Source organism: Kurthia sp. 11kri321, from assembly GCF_001534765.1.
GTDB classification, from domain to species: domain Bacteria; phylum Bacillota; class Bacilli; order Bacillales_A; family Planococcaceae; genus Kurthia; species Kurthia gibsonii.
Window position 1 is genome coordinate 842,320 of sequence record NZ_CP013217.1, and the last position, 20,321, is coordinate 862,640.

At 37.5% G+C, this 20,321-nt stretch carries 17 protein-coding genes and 1 other annotated feature (1 of these 18 running past the window's edge); all 17 genes read left to right on the top strand.

Translation table 11 applies throughout. The features are described from left to right. Position 1: 1 nt before the first annotated feature. The 17 genes from accA (at position 2) to dnaI (ending at position 20,156) form a co-directional block, all read left to right on the top strand. On the top strand, positions 2–955 hold the full coding sequence (gene accA / locus ASO14_RS04375) for an acetyl-CoA carboxylase carboxyl transferase subunit alpha (RefSeq protein ID WP_068451930.1): 954 nt from the start codon (positions 2–4) through the stop codon (positions 953–955). 185 nt (positions 956–1,140) lie between these two features. Further along, the gene (gene pfkA, locus ASO14_RS04380) at positions 1,141–2,097 is read left to right on the top strand and encodes a 6-phosphofructokinase (RefSeq protein ID WP_068451933.1); all 957 of its coding nucleotides are present in this window, start codon (positions 1,141–1,143) and stop codon (positions 2,095–2,097) included. Positions 2,098–2,118: 21 nt separating this feature from the next. Continuing rightward, a complete protein-coding gene (gene pyk / locus ASO14_RS04385; RefSeq protein ID WP_068451935.1) occupies positions 2,119–3,879 on the top strand; it encodes a pyruvate kinase in 1,761 nt (586 codons plus the stop codon). A gap of 35 nt (positions 3,880–3,914) precedes the next feature. Then, a complete protein-coding gene (locus ASO14_RS04390; protein WP_068451939.1) occupies positions 3,915–4,310 on the top strand; it encodes an FxsA family protein in 396 nt (131 codons plus the stop codon). 443 nt (positions 4,311–4,753) lie between these two features. Then, positions 4,754–5,869 carry a citrate synthase gene (citZ, locus tag ASO14_RS04395; RefSeq protein WP_068451942.1) on the top strand — a complete coding sequence of 372 codons (1,116 nt, stop codon included), beginning with the start codon at positions 4,754–4,756 and terminating at the stop codon, positions 5,867–5,869. A 99-nt stretch (positions 5,870–5,968) separates the two neighbouring features. Continuing rightward, on the top strand, positions 5,969–7,231 hold the full coding sequence (gene icd / locus ASO14_RS04400) for an NADP-dependent isocitrate dehydrogenase (protein WP_068451948.1): 1,263 nt from the start codon (positions 5,969–5,971) through the stop codon (positions 7,229–7,231). 198 nt (positions 7,232–7,429) lie between these two features. Continuing rightward, a complete protein-coding gene (gene mdh, locus ASO14_RS04405) occupies positions 7,430–8,368 on the top strand; it encodes a malate dehydrogenase (RefSeq protein WP_068451951.1) in 939 nt (312 codons plus the stop codon). Between the two features lie 148 nt (positions 8,369–8,516). Continuing rightward, a complete protein-coding gene (locus ASO14_RS04410; RefSeq protein WP_068451954.1) occupies positions 8,517–8,957 on the top strand; it encodes a MaoC/PaaZ C-terminal domain-containing protein in 441 nt (146 codons plus the stop codon). A 57-nt stretch (positions 8,958–9,014) separates the two neighbouring features. Next, positions 9,015–9,746, top strand: a complete 732-nt coding sequence (locus ASO14_RS04415; protein WP_068451957.1) for a response regulator transcription factor — start codon at positions 9,015–9,017, stop codon at positions 9,744–9,746. Then, positions 9,743–11,281, top strand: a complete 1,539-nt coding sequence (pnpS, locus tag ASO14_RS04420; protein ID WP_068451961.1) for a two-component system histidine kinase PnpS — start codon at positions 9,743–9,745, stop codon at positions 11,279–11,281. The genes ASO14_RS04415 and pnpS overlap by 4 nt, the downstream gene beginning before the upstream one ends. 218 nt (positions 11,282–11,499) lie before the next feature. Further along, positions 11,500–14,127, top strand: a complete 2,628-nt coding sequence (gene polA / locus ASO14_RS04425; protein ID WP_068451964.1) for a DNA polymerase I — start codon at positions 11,500–11,502, stop codon at positions 14,125–14,127. Positions 14,128–14,140: 13 nt separating this feature from the next. Next, on the top strand, positions 14,141–15,013 hold the full coding sequence (mutM, locus tag ASO14_RS04430; protein ID WP_068451969.1) for a bifunctional DNA-formamidopyrimidine glycosylase/DNA-(apurinic or apyrimidinic site) lyase: 873 nt from the start codon (positions 14,141–14,143) through the stop codon (positions 15,011–15,013). Between the two features lie 11 nt (positions 15,014–15,024). Then, complete coding sequence (coaE, locus tag ASO14_RS04435) at positions 15,025–15,618, top strand: dephospho-CoA kinase (RefSeq protein ID WP_068451970.1); 594 nt, start codon at positions 15,025–15,027, stop codon at positions 15,616–15,618. Positions 15,619–15,778: 160 nt separating this feature from the next. After that, entirely contained in the window at positions 15,779–16,798 is a 1,020-nt protein-coding gene (locus tag ASO14_RS04440) for a glyceraldehyde-3-phosphate dehydrogenase (RefSeq protein WP_068451971.1), read from the top strand. 179 nt (positions 16,799–16,977) lie between these two features. Continuing rightward, entirely contained in the window at positions 16,978–17,460 is a 483-nt protein-coding gene (gene nrdR, locus ASO14_RS04445) for a transcriptional regulator NrdR (protein WP_068451972.1), read from the top strand. A 21-nt stretch (positions 17,461–17,481) separates the two neighbouring features. Further along, entirely contained in the window at positions 17,482–19,200 is a 1,719-nt protein-coding gene (locus tag ASO14_RS04450) for a DnaD domain protein (RefSeq protein ID WP_068451978.1), read from the top strand. Positions 19,201–19,214: 14 nt separating this feature from the next. Continuing rightward, a complete protein-coding gene (gene dnaI, locus ASO14_RS04455) occupies positions 19,215–20,156 on the top strand; it encodes a primosomal protein DnaI (protein WP_068451981.1) in 942 nt (313 codons plus the stop codon). A 68-nt stretch (positions 20,157–20,224) separates the two neighbouring features. Next, positions 20,225–20,321, top strand: a binding site (T-box leader); it runs 135 nt beyond the window's last position.

Below are 20,321 nucleotides of genomic sequence, written 5' to 3' on the forward strand. Positions count from 1 at the left end.
CATGGAACAAACATTACCATTTGAAAAACCATTAATTGAACTACAAGCTAAAATTGCTGAGTTAAAATCAGTAACGGAGAGCGCTGACATTGATTTTACAGAAGAAATTAAGCATCTTGAAACGAAGTTTGAAACACTTCAAAAAGAGATTTATTCAAACTTAGAACCTTGGGATCGTGTTCAAATTGCACGTCACACTATGCGTCCAACAAGCTTAGATTACATTCACGCCATCTTTGATGATTTTATCGAACTTCATGGTGATCGAAACTACGGAGATGATGAAGCTTTAATCGGTGGAATTGCAAGTATTGATGGACAAGCTGTAACTGTCATAGGACACCAACGAGGTAAGGCAACGAAAGAAAACATTCGTCGTAATTTTGGTATGCCACATCCAGAAGGTTATCGTAAAGCACTTCGCCTAATGAAGCAGGCAGAAAAATTCAACCGACCAATTATTTGTTTTGTTGATACAAAGGGAGCTTATCCTGGTAAAGCAGCTGAAGAACGTGGACAAAGTGAAGCAATTGCCCGCAACTTGGTTGAGATGGCTGGTTTAACTGTTCCTGTTTTATCTGTTGTAATTGGAGAAGGCGGTAGTGGTGGTGCGCTTGGTATTAGTGTAGCTAATCGCATTTACATGCTTGAAAACTCAACATTCTCAGTTATTTCACCAGAAGGTGCGGCATCGATTTTATGGAAGGATGCTTCACTTGCAAAAGATGCGGCAGAAGCAATGCGAATTACAGCTCCTAACTTAAAAGAAATGGCTGTAATCGATGAAATTATTCCTGAAGTTTTAGGTGGGGCACATAAAAACCCAGAGGAGCAGGCAGAATTTGTCGCAGTATCAATTCGTCAAGGGTTGCAAGACTTTAAGGACTTCTCGAAAGAACAATTAGTGAATCAACGCTATGATAAATTCCGTGCGATTGGCTCGTTCGAACAATAAAAATTTGTAAAATATATTTCCAAAGTAAGATTTAGCAGTTATGATAGGGTATAAATAAAGAGGAGGGCTGTTTCGAAGAATAGAGTATATTCATCGTAACAGCCTCATTCTTTCAACACATAGCTGCTTAATCTGTATTCATTATGCTATTGTGTAAAGTGTAAAAACTTGCAGGAGGGGAAAACATGAAAAAAATCGGAGTCTTAACGAGTGGTGGCGATTCACCTGGTATGAATGCCGCAATTCGAGCAGTCGTACGTAAAGCGATTTATCATGGTTTAGAAGTTGCTGGTATTTTTCATGGATATCAAGGCTTAATTGATGGAAATATAAAGCCATTAGAACGTGGTGATGTTGGTGATATTATCCAACGTGGCGGAACAATGCTTTATTCAGCACGTTGTCTTGAATTCAAAGAAGAAGCGGGACAATTAAAAGCCATTGAACAATTACGTGCACATGAAATTGATGGCTTAGTTGTCATTGGTGGTGATGGTTCCTATCGTGGTGCGAAGGCATTAACAAAGCGAGGAATTCCATGTGTCGGTGTTCCAGGAACAATTGATAATGATATTGCAGGAACAGACTATACGATTGGTTTTGATACAGCGCTTAACACGGTCATTGAAGCCATTGATAAAATTCGTGATACTGCCACATCCCATGATCGTTCTTTTATTATTGAAGTGATGGGACGAGACGCAGGTGATTTAGCACTTTGGGCAGGATTAGCAGGTGGAGCAGAAACAATCTTAATACCAGAAGAGCCGCATGATTTAGAAGATATGGCGGAACGTCTGAAACGTGGTCGAGATCGCGGTAAAAAACATAGTATTATTATTGTGGCAGAAGGTGTGATGTCAGGACAAGATTTACAGGTGAAATTGCTTGAGATGGGAATTGAAACACGTGTATCTGTACTTGGACATATTCAACGAGGCGGTTCCCCAACAGCTAGAGATCGTGTATTAGCTTCTCAGATGGGTGCAAAAGCAGTAGAGTTACTATTACAAAATAACGGCGGAAAAGCTGTTGGTATGCGTAATCACGAAATTGTCGCACATGATTTTGAAGAAGTGTTTGAAGAAAGTCCTGAATTTGATAACGAGATGTACAAGTTATCGAAAGAACTATCGATTTAATAAAATTGGAGTGGTCGTGTAATGAGAAAAACTAAAATTGTTTGTACAATTGGTCCAGCAAGTGAATCAAAAGAAACATTAAAAAAATTAATTGCATCAGGTATGAATGTTGCGCGTTTAAACTTTTCACATGGTAGTCATGAAGAACATGCGGAACGAATCAAAACAATTCGCGAAGCAGCAGAAGAAATGAATAAAATCGTCGCGATTTTACTGGATACAAAAGGTCCTGAAATTCGCACGCACCAAATGGAAAATGATGCAATTGATTTAGTTACAGGTCAAAAAATTGCGATTTCAATGACAGAAGTACTTGGTAACCAAGAAGTCTTTTCAATCACATATGACAAATTAATTGAGGATGTATCAGAAGGCTCGATTATTTTATTAGACGATGGATTAATCGAATTACGTGTAACATCTATTGATTCAGAAAAAGGATTAATTCATACAATCGTTGAAAATGCAGGAACACTTAAAAATAAAAAAGGCGTAAACGTACCAGGCGTATCTGTACAGTTACCAGGTATTACGGAGAAAGATGCAAGCGATATTTTATTCGGAATTGAACAAAAAGTTGATTTCATAGCAGCTTCATTCGTTCGTCGTCCAAAAGATGTTTTAGAAATTCGTACGTTACTTGAGTCGAATGATGCTGGTCATATTCAAATCATTCCAAAGATTGAAAATCAAGAAGGTGTCGATAACATCGACGAAATTTTAAAAGTTTCAGATGGTTTAATGGTTGCACGTGGAGACTTAGGTGTAGAAATCCCAGCTGAAGAAGTACCAGTAGTTCAAAAAAGTTTAATTAAAAAATGTAATAAACTAGGTAAACCTGTTATTACAGCAACACAAATGCTAGACTCGATGCAACGTAACCCACGTCCAACACGTGCTGAAGCATCTGATGTAGCAAATGCGATCTTAGATGGTACAGATGCAATCATGCTTTCAGGTGAAACAGCGGCGGGGCTATATCCTGTAGAGTCTGTTGCAACAATGGCGAAAATTGCAGAGCGTATCGAAAATACATTAGATCATAAAGCAATTGTACGCGCGCAAAGTAAGGAACAAGGTATTAGTATGACGGATTCAATCGCACAATCTGTAGCATATACGTCAATTAATTTACAAGTATCTGCGATTTTAGCACCAACAGAGAGTGGTTATACAGCGAAAACAATTGCGAAATATCGTCCAGGTGTAGCAGTTGTAGCGGTGACATCCTCTGACATTACTGCGCGTAAACTAGCGCTTGTTTGGGGTGTTATGCCAATCGTTGCACAAAAAGTACGTAACACAGATGGTATTTTAGAATTAGCAGTTCAAGAAAGTTTAAAACATCATTTTGTCTCGTATGGCGATGTAGTTGTCATTACAGCAGGTGTACCAGTTGGTCAAGCAGGTACAACAAACTTAATGAAAGTACATGTAATTGGCGATATTTTAACAAAAGGTCAAGGAATCGGTAAATCAGTTGCGAATGGCCAAGCAATTGTTGTAAAAGATGCAGAGGAAGCAAATGCAGTCGATACGACAGGACGTATTATTGTCACAATTGGTTCAGATCGTGACATGATGCCAGCAGTGGCAAATTGTGCAGGGCTGATTACTGAAGAAGGTGGATTAACTTCTCATGCGGCTGTTGTTGGACTATCACTTGGTATTCCTGTTATTGTAGGAGTGAAGGACGCAACAAAATTAATTAAATCAGATCAAGAAATTTCAATGGATGCAACTTCAGGTGTGATTTATCACGGCTATTCAAGCATTCTTTAAAATAGCGTCGCCCTTCAATTGAAGGAGGAAAAATAATGCGTAAATTTTTATTTATACTATTACTTGTACCGATTGTCGAGATTGCATTCGTTTTACTATCAGGTAAGTTAATCGGTGCATGGTGGACAATTGCTTGTATCTTGTTAACAGGTGCTTTGGGTATTTATTTACTCAAAAAAGAAGGTCTAAAAGCAAAACAATCTTTTCAACAAAGTATGCGACAAGGGCAACCACCCGGTTTTGCGCTAATTGATGGAATTCTCGTCTTAGTTGCAGGAGTTTTATTAATCTTGCCAGGGTTCTTATCAGATTTACTGGGCATCTTATTGATTTTAAAACCAGTTCGTCATGCATTAAGACCTCTGATGATTCGCTGGCTAAAGAAAAAATATCAAACAAGTAACGTAGTAGTGTACACGCATGATGCATAAAGAGTAAAAAAACGGAAATTAGAAGGGTAAAATGACCTCTAATTTCCGTTTTTGATTGGAAAAAAAACGATATTTATGTGTCATTTTCTTGATGTAAAGTAGCAACTTGATTTTAGTTATAAGTTTTAAAGTACCTTTTATTTCCATAAAAACATGATTTTTGCCGAGTATTTAGAACAAAATAGTAAAAAATAGTAAAATTTAGGATAAAATGAACCTTTTTGGCTGCTTTGAAATTCATCATTTTTCTGTTTAATGTATGGAAAATACTATAAAAAGTGGTGTTTGCATAAAATGATGTCTTTTCATTCACAAAGCCGTCAAAATTGATTATAATGTTTTATGTAAGCGATTTACTTATAGGTTCATATGATATTTTTGGGGTAGCCTTTCTCGTTTTAGGGAATGGTTACAAAGAGAAATGTAAAAAGGAGAGATATATTATGGCATCAACTAAAGGTTTAGAAGGTATCGTAGCTGCAGAAACGAAGATTAGTTCGATTATCGATGACACATTAACTTATGTAGGTTACAACATCGATGACTTAACAAACAATGCAACATTTGAAGAGGTAGTTTTCTTATTATGGCATACACGTCTTCCAAAAGCTGACGAGTTAGCTGAACTAAAACAACAATTAGCTGATAACATGGAAATTCCTTCAGCAATCGTTGAATTATTCAAGTCTATGCCTCTAAAAACAGTACATCCAATGGCAGCTCTTCGTACAGCTGTATCAATGTTAGGTACTTTTGATGATGAAGCAGATGTTATGGAACCAGAAGCGAATTACCGCAAAGCAATCCGTCTACAAGCGAAAATTGCTACAGTTGTTACAACTTTTGCACGTGTTCGTAACGGTCAAGAACCAATTGCTCCAAAACCAGAACTTGGTTACGCTGCAAACTTCTTATACATGCTAAAAGGTGAAGAGCCAGCTCCAATCGAAATCGAAGCATTCGATAAAGCTTTAATCTTACACGCTGACCACGAATTAAATGCATCTACATTCACTGCACGTGTATGTGTTGCTACATTATCTGATGTTTACTCTGGTGTTACTGCTGCAATCGGCGCTCTTAAAGGTCCATTACACGGTGGTGCAAATGAGCAAGTTATGAAAATGTTAAGCGAAATCGGTTCAGTTGATAACGTTGAAACATATATTCAAACTAAATTAGATAATAAAGAAAAAATCATGGGCTTCGGACACCGCGTATACCGTAAAGGTGACCCACGTGCACCACACTTACGTGCAATGTCTGAAAAATTAACAAAATTAACTGGTAAACCAGAATTATATGATATGTCAGTTAAAATCCATGACATGATCGTAACTCAAAAAGGTCTTCCAGCTAACGTTGACTTCTTCTCAGCGTCAGTTTACGACTCTTTAGGTATCGAACATGACCTATTCACACCAGTATTCGCAGTATCTCGTACTTCTGGTTGGGTAGCTCATATCTTAGAACAATATGCTAACAACCGTTTAATCCGTCCACGTGCTGAGTATGTTGGACCAGGAATGCAAACATACGTAGCAATTGAAGAAAGATAATACTGACTTCTTGATTGTTATGTTATAATATAAAAGTCATAGGGCGGGGCTGTTATAGCACTAGCCCTATGATTATGAATATAGTAGGAGGCGCAATTCATGTCTGAAAAAATCGTAGTAGAAAATGGTGTTTTAAACGTACCAAACAATCCAACAATCCCATTCATCATCGGTGACGGTATCGGTCCTGATATCTGGCACGCTGCTTCACGCGTTATCGACGCTGCAGTAAACAAAGCTTACAATGGTGAAAAGAAAATCGAATGGTTAGAAGTTTTAGCTGGTGAAAAAGCATTCAACCAAACAGGCGAATGGTTACCACAAGAAACTTTAGACAAAATTAACGAATACTTAATCGCAATCAAAGGTCCACTTACTACACCAATCGGTGGCGGTATCCGTTCATTAAACGTAGCATTACGTCAAACTCTTGACTTATATGTATGCTTACGTCCTGTTCGTCACTTTGACGGTGTTCCTTCACCTGTTAAAAAACCAGAAGATGTTGACATGGTAATCTTCCGTGAAAACACTGAAGATATCTACGCTGGTATCGAGTACAAAGCTGGTTCAGATGAGCAAAAGAAACTATTAAACTTCTTACAAAATGAATTAGGCGTTAACAAAATTCGTTTCCCAGAAACTTCAGGTTTAGGTATTAAACCAGTTTCTAAAGAAGGTACAGAGCGTTTAGTTCGTGCTGCAATCAACTATGCAATCGAACACAAAAAACCTTCTGTAACATTAGTACACAAAGGTAACATCATGAAATTCACTGAAGGTGGATTCAAACAATGGGGTTACGATTTAGCTGCTAACGAATTCGGCGATCAAGTATTCACTTGGGCTCAATACGATGCAATCGTAGAAGCTGAAGGTAAAGAAGCTGCTGATAAAGCACAAGCTGAAGCAGAAGCTGCTGGCAAAATCATTGTAAAAGATTCAATCGCTGATATCTTCTTACAACAAATCCTTACTCGTCCAAATGAGTTCGACGTTGTTGCAACAATGAACTTAAACGGTGACTACATTTCAGATGCACTTGCTGCACAAGTTGGTGGTATCGGTATCGCTCCAGGAGCTAACATTAACTATGTAACTGGTCACGCGATCTTCGAAGCTACTCACGGTACTGCTCCGAAATATGCTGGTCAAGATAAGGTAAACCCATCTTCAGTATTACTTTCAGGCGTATTAATGCTTGAACACTTAGGATGGCAAGAAGCTGCTGACTTAATTACTAACTCAGTAGAAAAAACAATCTCTTCTAAAGTTGTAACTTACGACTTCGCTCGTCTAATGGACGGTGCTACAGAAGTGAAATGTTCAGAGTTCGCTGATGAACTAATCAAAAACCTTTAATATTTAAAGGCTTTTATAACCCGTTGGGATCATTTGATTCTAACGGGTCTTTTTTTATGTAATTTACAAAATCGTGACATATCTAAAAGGATTAGCGATTGTTTTCCGTTTTTGAAGGGTATAAAAAGAGGGAATGAAGTATAATAAAGGTATTCGTCACCTAACGAAAATAAGAAAAGTATGAGGAGTGTTTTACACATGTCTTTAAAACGTAAAAAGATTGCTGTTATTGGTAGTGGTTATACAGGAGCAACGGCTGCATTTTTAATTGCACAAAAAGAATTAGCAGATGTGGTAATTGTCGATCTTCCGAAAGTAGAAAACCCAACTAAAGGGAAAGCACTTGATATGTATGAGGCATCACCAGTTCAAAATTTTGATGCACGTGTAACAGGGACATCAGATTATGCGCGTATTGAAGGTTCTGACGTGATTCTAGTTACTGCAGGCGTAGCACGTAAACCAGGAATGAGTCGCGATGATTTAGTTCAAATTAATCAAGGTGTTATGAAATCTGTTGCGAAAGAAATTGTAAAACATGCACCAAATGCTGTCATTATTGTTTTAACAAACCCTGTTGATGCGATGACATATACGATTTTTAAAGAAACAGGTTTCCCGAAAAATCGCGTAATTGGTCAATCGGGTGTACTTGATACAGCCCGTTTCCGCGCATTTGTAGCAGAAGAATTGAATGTATCTGTTAAAGATGTATCAGGCTTCGTATTAGGAGGTCACGGAGATACAATGGTTCCTTTAACGCGTTACTCTTTTGCTGGGGGGATTCCGCTTGAAACATTAATTCCAAAAGAACGTCTGACAGAAATCGTCAACCGTACACGTACAGGTGGAGCAGAGATTGTCAATTTATTAGGTGATGGGTCAGCTTATTATGCACCAGCCGCTGCTATGGTTGAAATGGCAGAAGCGATTATCAAAGACCAACGTCGTATTTTACCATCTATTGCTTATTTAGAAGGTGAGTATGGCTATGAAGATTTATATTTAGGTGTTCCAACATTACTTGGTAGTAATGGAATTGAGAAAATTTATGAACTTGAACTAACAGAAGAAGAAAAAACAGCGCTCGATTATTCAGCAGAAGCTGTTCGTGATGTAATGAAAGCGCTAGTGTAATAAATATAAAAAGAGGGATGTTGCGGAAGCAGCGTTCCTCTTTTATTTTGGAAATTATAAAAGTCCTGTTTCTTTTACGAATACAACTCGATTTTTCATACAATTCTTGATACTATAAATATATGGTAGATTACAAAGGGGGAATTCTGTGTTACTAAGCAAAGATTATAAAGTGGGTAAAACATTCGATCAAATCGATGTTGGCACATCTCTGCAAATCACAGAAAATATTGAGAGTAAAGATTTATTGTTATATTTAGGGTTAACGAATGATCAGAACCCGCTATATATCCAGCAGGAATATGCAGCACTTACTACATATGAAAAGCCTGTTGTACCAGTTATTATGTTATCGGGTATTGTAACATCTGCGATTTCCAAATACATGCCTGGACCTGGTTCGTATATATCAGCTATTTCACTACGTTATCCTAAACCATTGCATCACTACGAAACGCTACATCTATCGTTAAAAGTAGTAGTAAAGAATGCAGAAATGAATGAATTACATTTACAAGTAGAAGGAAAAAATAACGAAGAACAGATTGTTGTATCTGGCACTGTAAACGTTATACCACCTAAATTGTAAGATTATATGCACGAATGTTTGAAATGGGGGTTTCAATACATTAGCGGAGGCATAAACATGACAAACACAATCTTAGTAGTAGAAGATGAACTATCGATTGCGACTTTATTACAGTACAATCTTAAGCAAGCAGGGTATGAGGTAATGATTGCGAATGACGGTGAAGAAGGGCTTCAAAAAGCAATCGAACATCGTCCAAACTTGATCTTACTAGACCTCATGCTACCAAAGAGAGATGGTATGGAAGTGTGTAAAGAGTTACGCATTCAAAAAATTGATACACCAATCATTATGTTAACAGCAAAAGATGATGAATTTGATAAAGTATTAGGTTTAGAACTTGGTGCAGACGACTATATGACGAAGCCATTCAGTCCGCGTGAAGTCATTGCACGGGTGAAGGCAGTCTTACGACGTTCAAAAGTAGTAGAATCTGCACAAACAAATGATGAGAAAGAAAAACTTTCTGACTCTGAAAAAACGTATCATATTGGTCCGCTTAGCGTATATCCTGAACGTTTTGAAGCATCATTAGACAATAAAGAGCTTGAATTCACACCGAAAGAATTCGAACTACTAGTTTATCTATTAGAGAATAAAAACCGTGTGTTAACGAGAGATCAATTATTAAGTGCCGTTTGGCATTATGATTTTGCAGGAGATACACGTATTGTAGACGTGCATATTAGCCATTTACGCGATCAAATCGAAGAAAATAGTCGTAAACCGAAATATATTAAAACGATTCGTGGTTTAGGTTATAAGTTTGAGGAGCCTAAAGGGTCATGAATACATTAAAAGTACGCCTATTAATTGCATTTGCGTGCTTGTATGCCGCAATTTTAGCTGGTCTTGGCTTTGTATTAGGCCAGCTTTTTCCTGTTTATATGGAAAATACAGTGCGTTCTAATTTACAAGAAGCACAGCAACATTTAAGTGACTATTTTACTTCTGAAAAAATTCCGATTACGGATAAACAACAACAAGAGCTAGTGAAGCAACTTCCAGATAGTTTCTTATCAAATGATTTAATTACAACACGCTGGCATTTTTGGCTCATCCTCGTTATTGTGCTATTTATTGCGTTCGTCTTACTCATGTTCACAACGAATCGACTGTTAAAGAAATTATCGCTATCTGTGGAACATGTAACACAGACCGCTTTAGAATTAGCGCAAGGGAATTACCGTGCACGTGCATACGAATCATCTGATGTAGCTACAACAGCACTTAGTAAGTCGATTAATGTTTTAGCGCGTAATCTACAAGATATGACAATGATTCGTGAGATTGAGCAAGAGCGTCTCAAAACCCTTATTAATAATATGGGAAGTGCCTTAATTATGATTGGACGTGAAGGTGAAATTTCTGTTGTAAACGATGGTTTTTTAAAGTTATTCAATAAAAATCATGATGACGTTAAAAAACATGTTTTTCGAGAACTTGGTGTTGATGAAAATTTAGAGGAGTTTGTCGATCATGTTTTTATGACGGAAACACCGTATCGTAAGCAAATTGAAATAACCGTTCATCAACAAATTAAACATATGGAAGTGTATGGCGCGCCTGTTATTGGAGCGCATGGTCATTGGCTAGGTGTTGTAATTGTCATGCACGATATTACGGAACTGAAGAACTTAGAACAAGTGCGAAAAGACTTCGTTGCGAATGTGTCACATGAGCTAAGAACGCCGATTACATCGATTAAAGGCTTCTCAGAAACACTTCTAGATGGTGCTTACCAAGATGAAGAAACATTGTTATCGTTTTTAGAGATTATGTATAAAGAAAGTAATCGACTGCAAATGCTTGTACAAGACTTATTAGAGCTGTCGAAAATTGAAAAAGAAGGATTCAAAGTTGATGTAGCACCAACTTCTTTCAATGCAGTTGTAAAAAGTGCGATGGAAATGGCGCATATTCAAATTGAAGAGAAGAATATGGATGTACATTTAGAAGAAGAAGGAGAGGTTCGTGTACTTGGAGATGCGAATCGCCTTACGCAAATTGTTGTCAATTTACTTGCGAATGCCGTATCCTATTCGAAACCAGACAAACGAATTGATTTAAAAGTACTAACACATGGTGAATACGGTGTAGTCGAAATTGCTGACCAAGGAATTGGTATTAAACAAGCAGAAATTCCGCGTATTTTTGAACGATTCTACCGTGTAGATCGTGCGAGAAGTCGTAATTCAGGTGGAACGGGTTTAGGGCTTGCAATCGTAAAACATTTAGTTGAAGCACATAATGGTCGAATTATTGTAAAAAGTGAAGAAGGTGTAGGAACGACGATGCGTATTTATATTCCGTTAGCATCGTAATTTACATGGAATTTACAAAAGGCTAATAGAAACTTCATAACGACTTGCTATACTAAACACATGAAACCCCCTTCATAACATGAATCCAAAAAGAAAGACCCCTTGTATACGAAAGAAACTCAACCTTCCCTAAAGGTGAGTTCCTTTCGTTTTTTTTATTTTGACTGCATAGCATGATAGAATAGAGAAGAAGAAAATACGAACAGGAGTGTGAGGGAATGACACAAAAAAAATTACTGTTGCTAGATGGAAACAGTTTAGCATATCGTGCGTTTTTTGCTTTACCCCCATTAACAAATCATCAAGGGATTCATACGAATGCAGTGTATGGGTTTACAATGATGTTACAAAAAATTCTAGCAGAGGAACAACCAACGCATATGCTTGTAGCATTTGATGCAGGGAAAACAACGTTCCGTCACAGTACGTACACCGAATATAAAGGTGGGCGTCAAAAAACACCACCAGAATTATCAGAACAATTCCCATATGTCCGAAAACTTGTATCGGCTTATAATATGAAGCAGTATGAATTAGAAATGTATGAAGCAGACGATATCATTGGCACACTTGCGAAACAAGCAGAAGAAGCAGATATGCAAGTGGTTATTATCTCAGGTGATAAAGACTTAACACAGCTGGCAACAGACAAAACAACCGTCTACATAACGCGTAAAGGTATGACGGATATCGAACACTATACGCCAGCACATATTTTAGAAAAGTATGGTTTAACACCTGAACAGATTATTGATATGAAAGGTCTTATGGGCGATTCATCTGATAATATTCCAGGTGTGCCAGGCGTAGGAGAAAAAACAGCAATTAAACTATTGAAAGAATACCCAACAGTAGAAGAGATTTATGCGCATGTAAGTGAAGTGAAGGGTGCAAAGTTACAAGAGAAGTTAGTTGCAAATGAAGAACAAGCGAAAATGAGTAAACAACTTGCGACGATTGAAGTAAATGCACCAATTGAAGTGGTAGTAGATGAACTTGGTTGGGAAGGTCCAGATGTAGATGCCCTATTCGCTTTATGGCAAGAGCTTGATTTTAAAACATTACTTGAAAAAAGCGAATATGAATCGGAAGCACAGGAAACAACCGTACTCGAACATCAAATTGTTTCGAATTTAACTGCTGAACAGCTCGTAGATGGTATGGCCATTCATTTGGAGATGGAGAATGCGCATTACCATACGTCAAAAGCACTTGGACTTGCATTCGTTACGGATACAGCTGCTTACTATATGCCATATGAAGATGTACTCCAATCGGAAGAAGTAAAAGCTTATTTACAAGGTGAAGCAAAGAAAAAATATGTATTTGATTTGAAAAAACATCAAGTTGCGTTTGCGCGTGATCAAATTGAATTAAAGGGTGTTGAATTCGATTTATTACTAGCTGCATACATTGATGATCCAGCTTTTGCCTCTGAAGATATTGCGTCTGTTTCACGTGCATACAACTATACAAATGTACAAACAGAAGAATCTATTTATGGGAAAGGCGCAAAACGAGCAGTACCATCAGAAGAAGTATTAGCAGAACATGTATGTCGCCAAGCGTTAGCCGTTTATACGACGCGCGAACCATTGCTTTCGAAGCTAAAAGAAAATGAACAATATGATTTATATACAGATATTGAACTACCGCTTGCACATATTCTCGGGAAGATGGAGACATGTGGTATTCGCGTTAATAAAGAGACATTAGCTGATATGGGCGAAGAATTAACTGAAAAACTACAAGCAATTGAGGCGACAATTTATACGCTTGCAGGGACAAAATTTAATATTAATTCGCCTAAACAACTAGGTGTTGTTCTATTTGAAACACTTCAATTACCAGTTATAAAAAAGACAAAAACCGGTTATTCAACAGCAGCAGATGTTTTAGAAAAGCTAGCACCTGAACATGAAATTATCGAACACATCTTACAATACCGTCAATTAGGGAAGTTACAATCGACTTATATTGAAGGGTTAATGAAAGAAATTCATGAAGATGACCATAAGATTCATACACGCTATCAACAAGCTTTAACTGCAACAGGTCGTCTAAGTTCAACTGATCCAAACTTACAAAACATCCCGATTCGTTTAGAAGAAGGACGTAAAATTCGTAAAGCCTTTGTACCTGAAACGGAAGGGTGGCAACTATTCGCAGCCGACTATTCACAAATTGAGTTACGTGTACTCGCGCATATGTCACAAGATGAGAACTTGATGCAAGCTTTCTTAAACGGATTAGATATCCATACGAATACAGCAATGAACGTATTCCATGTAGAAGAAGATGAAGTTACTTCGTCTATGCGACGTGCGGCGAAAGCAGTTAACTTTGGGATTGTCTATGGAATCAGTGACTACGGTTTATCTCAAAACTTAGATATCTCGAGAAAAGAAGCAGCAGAGTTTATTGAACGTTATTTCGCAAGTTTCCCAGGTGTTAAAACATATATGGATGATATGGTGAAGATGGCAAAAGAAAAAGGTTATGTCACAACGCTATTAAATCGTCGACGTTATTTACCTGATTTAAAGTCAAGTAACTTCAATTTACGTAGTTTTGCTGAACGTACAGCGATGAATACACCAATTCAAGGTAGTGCAGCAGATATTATTAAAAAAGCGATGATTGATATGGATGCAGCTTTAAAAGAGCATCAATTACAGGCGAAAATGTTATTGCAAGTACATGATGAATTGATTTTTGAAGCACCAGAAGAAGAAATTGCAATTTTAGAAAAGCTCGTACCAGAAGTGATGGCGAATACAGTGAAGTTAGATGTGCCGCTGAGAGCAGATTATTCTGCTGGTTATACATGGTACGATGCGAAATAGGAAGTGAAATGATATGCCAGAATTACCAGAAGTAGAAGGAGTCGTACGTTCACTACAACCTACTGTAACAGGTAGAACGATTGAACGTGTGACAATTTCGCCGACGATTTATACAAGCCATGAAGCAGGTAAACAAAGTATTATTAAAGGGTTGCAGCCGGATGAGTTTGTAGAAGCTGTGACAGGAATGACGATTCAAGATGTTGCACGTCGTTCGAAATATATTTATTTTACGTTAGAGTATGCGGGTGTCACGTATAAGTTAGTGAATCATTTGGGCATGAGCGGTGCATTTTTTGATGTACATGATGTATCGGAAATTCCAGAAGAAAAGTTCCGTAAACATGCCCATGTGACATTTACACTTGATAATGGAAAGAAGCTGATCTATTCAGATATCCGTCGTTTTGGTGAGATGCGCTTCTTACAAAAGATTGAAGATCATCCGCCATTAATGGCGTTAGCACCTGAGCCATTCGATGCTATTGCGAAAGACCATTTTTTAACATATTGTGCGTTACCGAAGTACAGTAAAAAAGAAATTAAGGCGGTCATTATGGATTCACATGTGTTATGTGGCTGTGGCAATATCTATGCAACGGAAGCTTTATTTCGAACGAAAATTAATCCGGGACGAATTACATCCCAATTAAGCGGGGCGGAGAAAGAACAGCTATTTGACGAGATTGTTGCAGTTTTGAGCGAAAGTATCGCATATGGTGGGTCATCAATCTCAGATTATCGAAATATTAATGGTGAAGCAGGCGGTATGCAGGACCGTTTACAAATGTACGGGATGAATATTTGCCCAATGTGTCATACTAATTCAGAACAGAAAATCATAGCAGGACGGAATTCGTATTACTGTCCAAATTGTCAAAAATAGGGGATGTCAAAATGATTATTGGATTAACAGGAAGTATAGCAAGTGGGAAAAGTACAGTAGCGAAAATGCTCGAAAAATATCGTTTTCCAATTGTCGATGCGGACCAAGTAGCACGTCTTGTTGTAGAACCAGGGGAGCCAGCACTGACAGAAATCGTAGCTGCTTTTGGAGAAGAAATCTTATTAGAAGATGGTTCATTGAATCGAAAGAAATTGGGCGATCTCATTTTTCATGACCCATCAAAGCGAGCTATTTTAAATGGAATTATTCATCCGGCGATTCGAAAAGAGATGTTGAGACAGCGTGATGAATGGCTTAACAACGGGGCTGAAGTCGTTATTATGGATATTCCATTATTGTTTGAAAGTAAGTTACAACACTTTGTTGAAAAAATTCTTGTGGTATCGTTATCAGAAGAAAAACAGCTGGAGCGCTTGATGGAACGGAACCAATTGAATGAGGAAGAAGCGCGAGCGCGAATTAGCTCGCAACTCCCTCTATCTGTGAAAGAAGAAGGTGCCGATGCGGTCATCTACAATGAAAGTACATTGGAAAAAACAGAGCAGCAGTTGAACTATATTTTAAAAGAATGGGGTTTAGTATAAAACATAAAAGAATATCAAAAAAGTGATAGAAAAAAGTTGTCAGAAAATAAAAACTTTTGTTTTTGTGTGTAAATATGTTCTACTTCCAGATAAATGTGTTATACTAATTCTCAAATAACACATTTAAAAGAATTTCTTTTAAAACAGGAGGATATATTTCATGACAGTTTCTATTGCTATTAACGGATTTGGCCGTATCGGACGTATGGTGTTCCGTCAGGCGATACTTCAAGATGATTTAAACATCGTTGCCATCAATGCGAGTTACCCATCGGAGACATTAGCTCATTTAGTAAAATACGATACAAACCACGGACGTTTCGAAGGTACTGTTGAAGCGGTTGAAGGTGCACTAATTGTAAACGGTAAACGTGTACAACTTGTATCAGAGCGCGATCCATTAAAATTACCTTGGAAAGAACTAGGTGTGGATATTGTAATCGAAGCAACAGGTAAATTTAACGCACGCGACAAAGCTGCTTTACATCTAGAAGCTGGTGCGAAAAAAGTTATTTTAACTGCACCTGGTAAAAATGAAGATATTACAGTCGTTATGGGTGTAAATGATGACAAATTAGATTTATCAAAACATGATGTTATTTCAAACGCTTCATGTACAACTAACTGCCTTGCTCCTGTAGCAAAAGTTTTAAATGACAAGTTCGGTATTGATAACGGTCTTATGACAACAGTTCATGCTTATACAAATGACCAAAAAAATATTGATAACCCACACAAAGATTTACGTCGTGCACGTGCTTGTGCGGAATCAATTATTCCAACTTCAACAGGTGCTGCAAAAGCATTAGCACTTGTACTACCTGAATTACAAGGTAAATTACATGGTATGGCTCTACGTGTTCCAACACCAAATGTATCACTTGTAGATTTAGTAGTAGACTTAAACAAAGATGTAACAGTTGAAGAAGTGAATGCTGCATTCATCGAAGCTTCTCAAACATCATTAAAAGGTGTATTAGATTTCACAACAGAACCTTTAGTATCTGTAGATTTCAATACAAACCCAGCTTCAGCAACAGTTGATGGTTTAACAACTATGGTTATGGGTACACGCAAAGTAAAAGTACTTGCTTGGTACGATAACGAGTGGGGTTACTCAACTCGCGTAGTAGATTTAACACAAAAAGTAGCGCGTGAATTAGCAGCTGTACAAGCTTAATTTAATCGCAATAATTTAAACTGTAAGTAGAACGATGCAAGTCGTTTTGCTTACAGTTTTTTTATTGTTCTGTATTCAGTAGTATTTCCCTTAAAAAATATAGGGATTGTTCGGTACATCACACGTTTTTTTGTTATAATAGATAAACTAAATAGTATTTAATTCAGGAGAGAAAAATTATGAGATGTCCAAGTTGTCAGTACAATGGAACAAAAGTGATTGATAGCCGACCTGTCGATGATAATAAAGCCATTCGTCGTCGCCGCGAATGCGAATCATGCGGGTTTCGCTACACCACATTTGAAAAAGTAGAAGAGATGCCGCTAGTTGTCGTGAAAAAGGACGGCTCGCGTGAAGAATTTAGCCGCGAAAAAGTGTTGCGCGGACTTATTCGTGCATGTGAAAAAAGACCAGTTGCATTAAGTGAGCTTGAAGATGTTGTCTTTGCAATTGAACAAGACTTACGAAGTGCCGGTATTGCGGAAGTTAAATCAGAAGATGTCGGTGAAAAAGTAATGGATCGCTTAGCAAAAATTGACGAAGTATCTTACGTGCGTTTTGCTTCCGTTTATCGTCAGTTCAAAGATATTAATGTATTTATTCATGAGTTACGTGAGTTAATTGAGCGACAAGAAAGTGAATCGGACTCAAAAGAAGATTAAACAAAAGAGGAGGAGTTTGAATTGAAACTAAATAATGAACTACATTCTGTAGACCGATTTACAATTCACATTCCATTTCCTCTTTCAAGTTATGAAAGAAAGTTAATTACGCTACTTTATCAGCCTTTAATTGGACCTGAACCAATTAGTCTGTATTTTTTGTTGTGGGCTGAAGGGGAAGATGAAGAAGGTAGAGACTATACACACTACCATTTGATGAATGGACTTGATATGTCGATTGGAGCTATTTTCAACGCACGTATTGCGCTTGAAGCGATTGGATTATTACGTACGTATAAAAAAGAAACAGATGATTTACATTATTTTTCGTATGAAATTTTACCACCTTTAGAAGCAAGACGTTTCTTTGAAGATCCACTTCTATCGATGTTTTTATTCAGTAAAATTGGTGAGAATGCATATCGCCGTTTATTGCAGCGTTTTACACCGAAACGTGTAGCAATCGAAGGAATGACGGAAATTTCACGTCAATTTACAGATGTCTATCAACCGATTCAACAACATATGCCAAAAAATATGATGGTGCATGATATAGCTGAAAAACCATCGAAAATACCATTTTACTATCAATCCTTTGATTTTCCGTTACTGATGTCTGGGTTATCTGAAAATATGATTCCACATCGTTTGATTACCGCTGAGATTAAAGAAACGATTGCAAAAGTTGCATTTATGTATGGTTTATCAGCAATTGATATGAAGCATGTACTCATGATGGCGAATAGTGATGATGAATTAACGACAGATGCGGTGCGTAAATCAGCGAGTGAATATTATAAATTGACGATTTCCAAAACACCACCAGCTATTTCGAAAATGCTGCCACCTGAACAAGCACATGAGCAGGCGAAGGAATGGAATAGTAAACAAGACGAGTTGGTACAGTATTTTGAACAAGCTCGACCAATTGATGTTTTAATCGCTGTGAATGACGGGAAGCAAGTATTTGACCATGAACTTGAAATGTATGAAAGTTTAATTACACAATATGATATTACACCACCTGTTGTGAATGTATTAATTCATTATATCTCGTTGAATAATCCAGGTCATATTAGTAAAAAGTATATTCAAGCGATTGCAGCAGATTGGCGTAAAAAAGGAATTGAAACCGCTACGCAAGCGATGAATGAGGCACGTCAATTCATGGATCAAAAAAATCCAACAGTGAAAAAGGCGACTACAATCGAAGATATGCATGCGGAGTTTGAATTGCTTCAGGCGGCAGCTTACGTTCTTTATCAATTTGAACCAGGTAAAGCAAGTGCTGCTAAACTAAAAAATATCGAAGAGACCTTCAAAAGTTTAATGAAAAAAATTGAACCACCTGTTCTTCTTCAAATGTTGGCAGATGGCAAAGAGCCTTTTGCACATGAATTAAAAGCAGTGACGCAGTTTGCTTCGATGTATGAATGGGAACGACCTTTATTAAATACGTTAATTCATTATGCTCATTTCTCAAGTGAAGGGAATTTGAATTTACCATTCTTAGAGGCGATTGCTTCAGGGTGGCGTAAACAGTCGGTTCAAACGATTGAAACAGCCATTCAATATGGACAAAATTATCGAAAGTCACGCGCTCAAAAATATAGCCGTACGACTTACGGGAATCCTGAGAAAAAAGAATTACCAGCATGGATTAATTCATCAGAGAAGCCAAAAAGTCAGGCATCACTTGAAGAGTTAGAACGTCAATATCGTATGAAGAAGAAATCCTGAGGAGGTGTTGTACGTTGAAACCGATTCAAAATGAATTACAAAAACAAATGGATGCCAAATTTCAAGAACGTCTACAGTCGATTCAAGAAGAACTTTTAAAAGACCCTGTTATTCAGCAATTTTTTAAAGAGAATGAAGGTGCGATTACACGCTCTGTTTTAGAACGTGGATTAGGCAAGTTGTATGAATTTAAAAATCAACAACAAGATTGTTCGAAGTGTCCTTCTGTACAGCAGTGTGTGAATACAATCAATGGCTTTACACCAAAATTATCGCTAACACGTGGTTTAATTGATTTAGAATATACACCTTGTCAGCAAAAACGTATTGAAGATGAACGCCGTCATACGGAGAAGATGATTGCGAGTATGCACATGCCAAAAGATGTGTTACGTGCGACATTATCAGATGTACGCGTCTATAGTGAAGATCGTGAAAATTTATTGCAGGCAGCGCAAAACTTTGTTGACCAAGTGAAGCAGACGGGGGAATTACCACGTAAAGGATTTTATTTATATGGTGATTTTGGTGTCGGGAAGTCCTTCTTAATTGGAGCGATTGCGAATGAATTAGCAGCTTTGCAAATTCAATCTGTCGTTGTCTATGTACCTGAATTTTTACGTGAATTAAAAAATGCGATTGGTACACCACAATTAGAAGAAAAGTTTGATTTTGTGAAAAAAGCACCTGTGTTAATGCTTGATGATTTAGGAGCTGAACAGTTATCAGAATGGACGCGAGATGAAATTTTAGGGTCTATTCTGCATTATCGTATGGCAGAACAATTGCCGACATTTATTACATCGAATCTTGATTATAGTGGTCTTGAAGTATTCTTTACTCAGACTGCACGTGGTGGACAGGACCCAATTAAAGCGAAGCGAATTATGGAACGAATCAAAGCAATTACAGAACCAATTCAAGTGGAAGGCTTAAATTTACGCGATTTAACATAGAAGTGCTTGAATTCTAAAAAATAGTTGCGAGTTCGATTCTGAAGTTTTATAATAGGTTACATTAATATGTAAATGCACAGATAAGGACAACAATGATTAGTGCGACTTTCAGAGAGGAATACAGTGGTGCGAGTATTCTAGTGACGGCTAATGATTTACCACCTT

Excerpts from the sequence above, each read along its gene's own strand:
- pnpS (WP_068451961.1), top strand. The coding sequence starts at position 9,743 with ATGAATACATTAAAAGTACGCCTATTAATTGCATTTGCGTGCTTGTAT.
- mutM (WP_068451969.1), top strand. The coding sequence starts at position 14,141 with ATGCCAGAATTACCAGAAGTAGAAGGAGTCGTACGTTCACTACAACCT.
- ASO14_RS04440 (WP_068451971.1), top strand. The coding sequence starts at position 15,779 with ATGACAGTTTCTATTGCTATTAACGGATTTGGCCGTATCGGACGTATG.
- polA (WP_068451964.1), top strand. The coding sequence starts at position 11,500 with ATGACACAAAAAAAATTACTGTTGCTAGATGGAAACAGTTTAGCATAT.
- ASO14_RS04415 (WP_068451957.1), top strand. The coding sequence starts at position 9,015 with ATGACAAACACAATCTTAGTAGTAGAAGATGAACTATCGATTGCGACT.
- accA (WP_068451930.1), top strand. The coding sequence starts at position 2 with ATGGAACAAACATTACCATTTGAAAAACCATTAATTGAACTACAAGCT.
- citZ (WP_068451942.1), top strand. The coding sequence starts at position 4,754 with ATGGCATCAACTAAAGGTTTAGAAGGTATCGTAGCTGCAGAAACGAAG.
- pfkA (WP_068451933.1), top strand. The coding sequence starts at position 1,141 with ATGAAAAAAATCGGAGTCTTAACGAGTGGTGGCGATTCACCTGGTATG.
- mdh (WP_068451951.1), top strand. The coding sequence starts at position 7,430 with ATGTCTTTAAAACGTAAAAAGATTGCTGTTATTGGTAGTGGTTATACA.
- icd (WP_068451948.1), top strand. The coding sequence starts at position 5,969 with ATGTCTGAAAAAATCGTAGTAGAAAATGGTGTTTTAAACGTACCAAAC.
- pyk (WP_068451935.1), top strand. The coding sequence starts at position 2,119 with ATGAGAAAAACTAAAATTGTTTGTACAATTGGTCCAGCAAGTGAATCA.
- coaE (WP_068451970.1), top strand. The coding sequence starts at position 15,025 with ATGATTATTGGATTAACAGGAAGTATAGCAAGTGGGAAAAGTACAGTA.
- ASO14_RS04390 (WP_068451939.1), top strand. The coding sequence starts at position 3,915 with ATGCGTAAATTTTTATTTATACTATTACTTGTACCGATTGTCGAGATT.
- nrdR (WP_068451972.1), top strand. The coding sequence starts at position 16,978 with ATGAGATGTCCAAGTTGTCAGTACAATGGAACAAAAGTGATTGATAGC.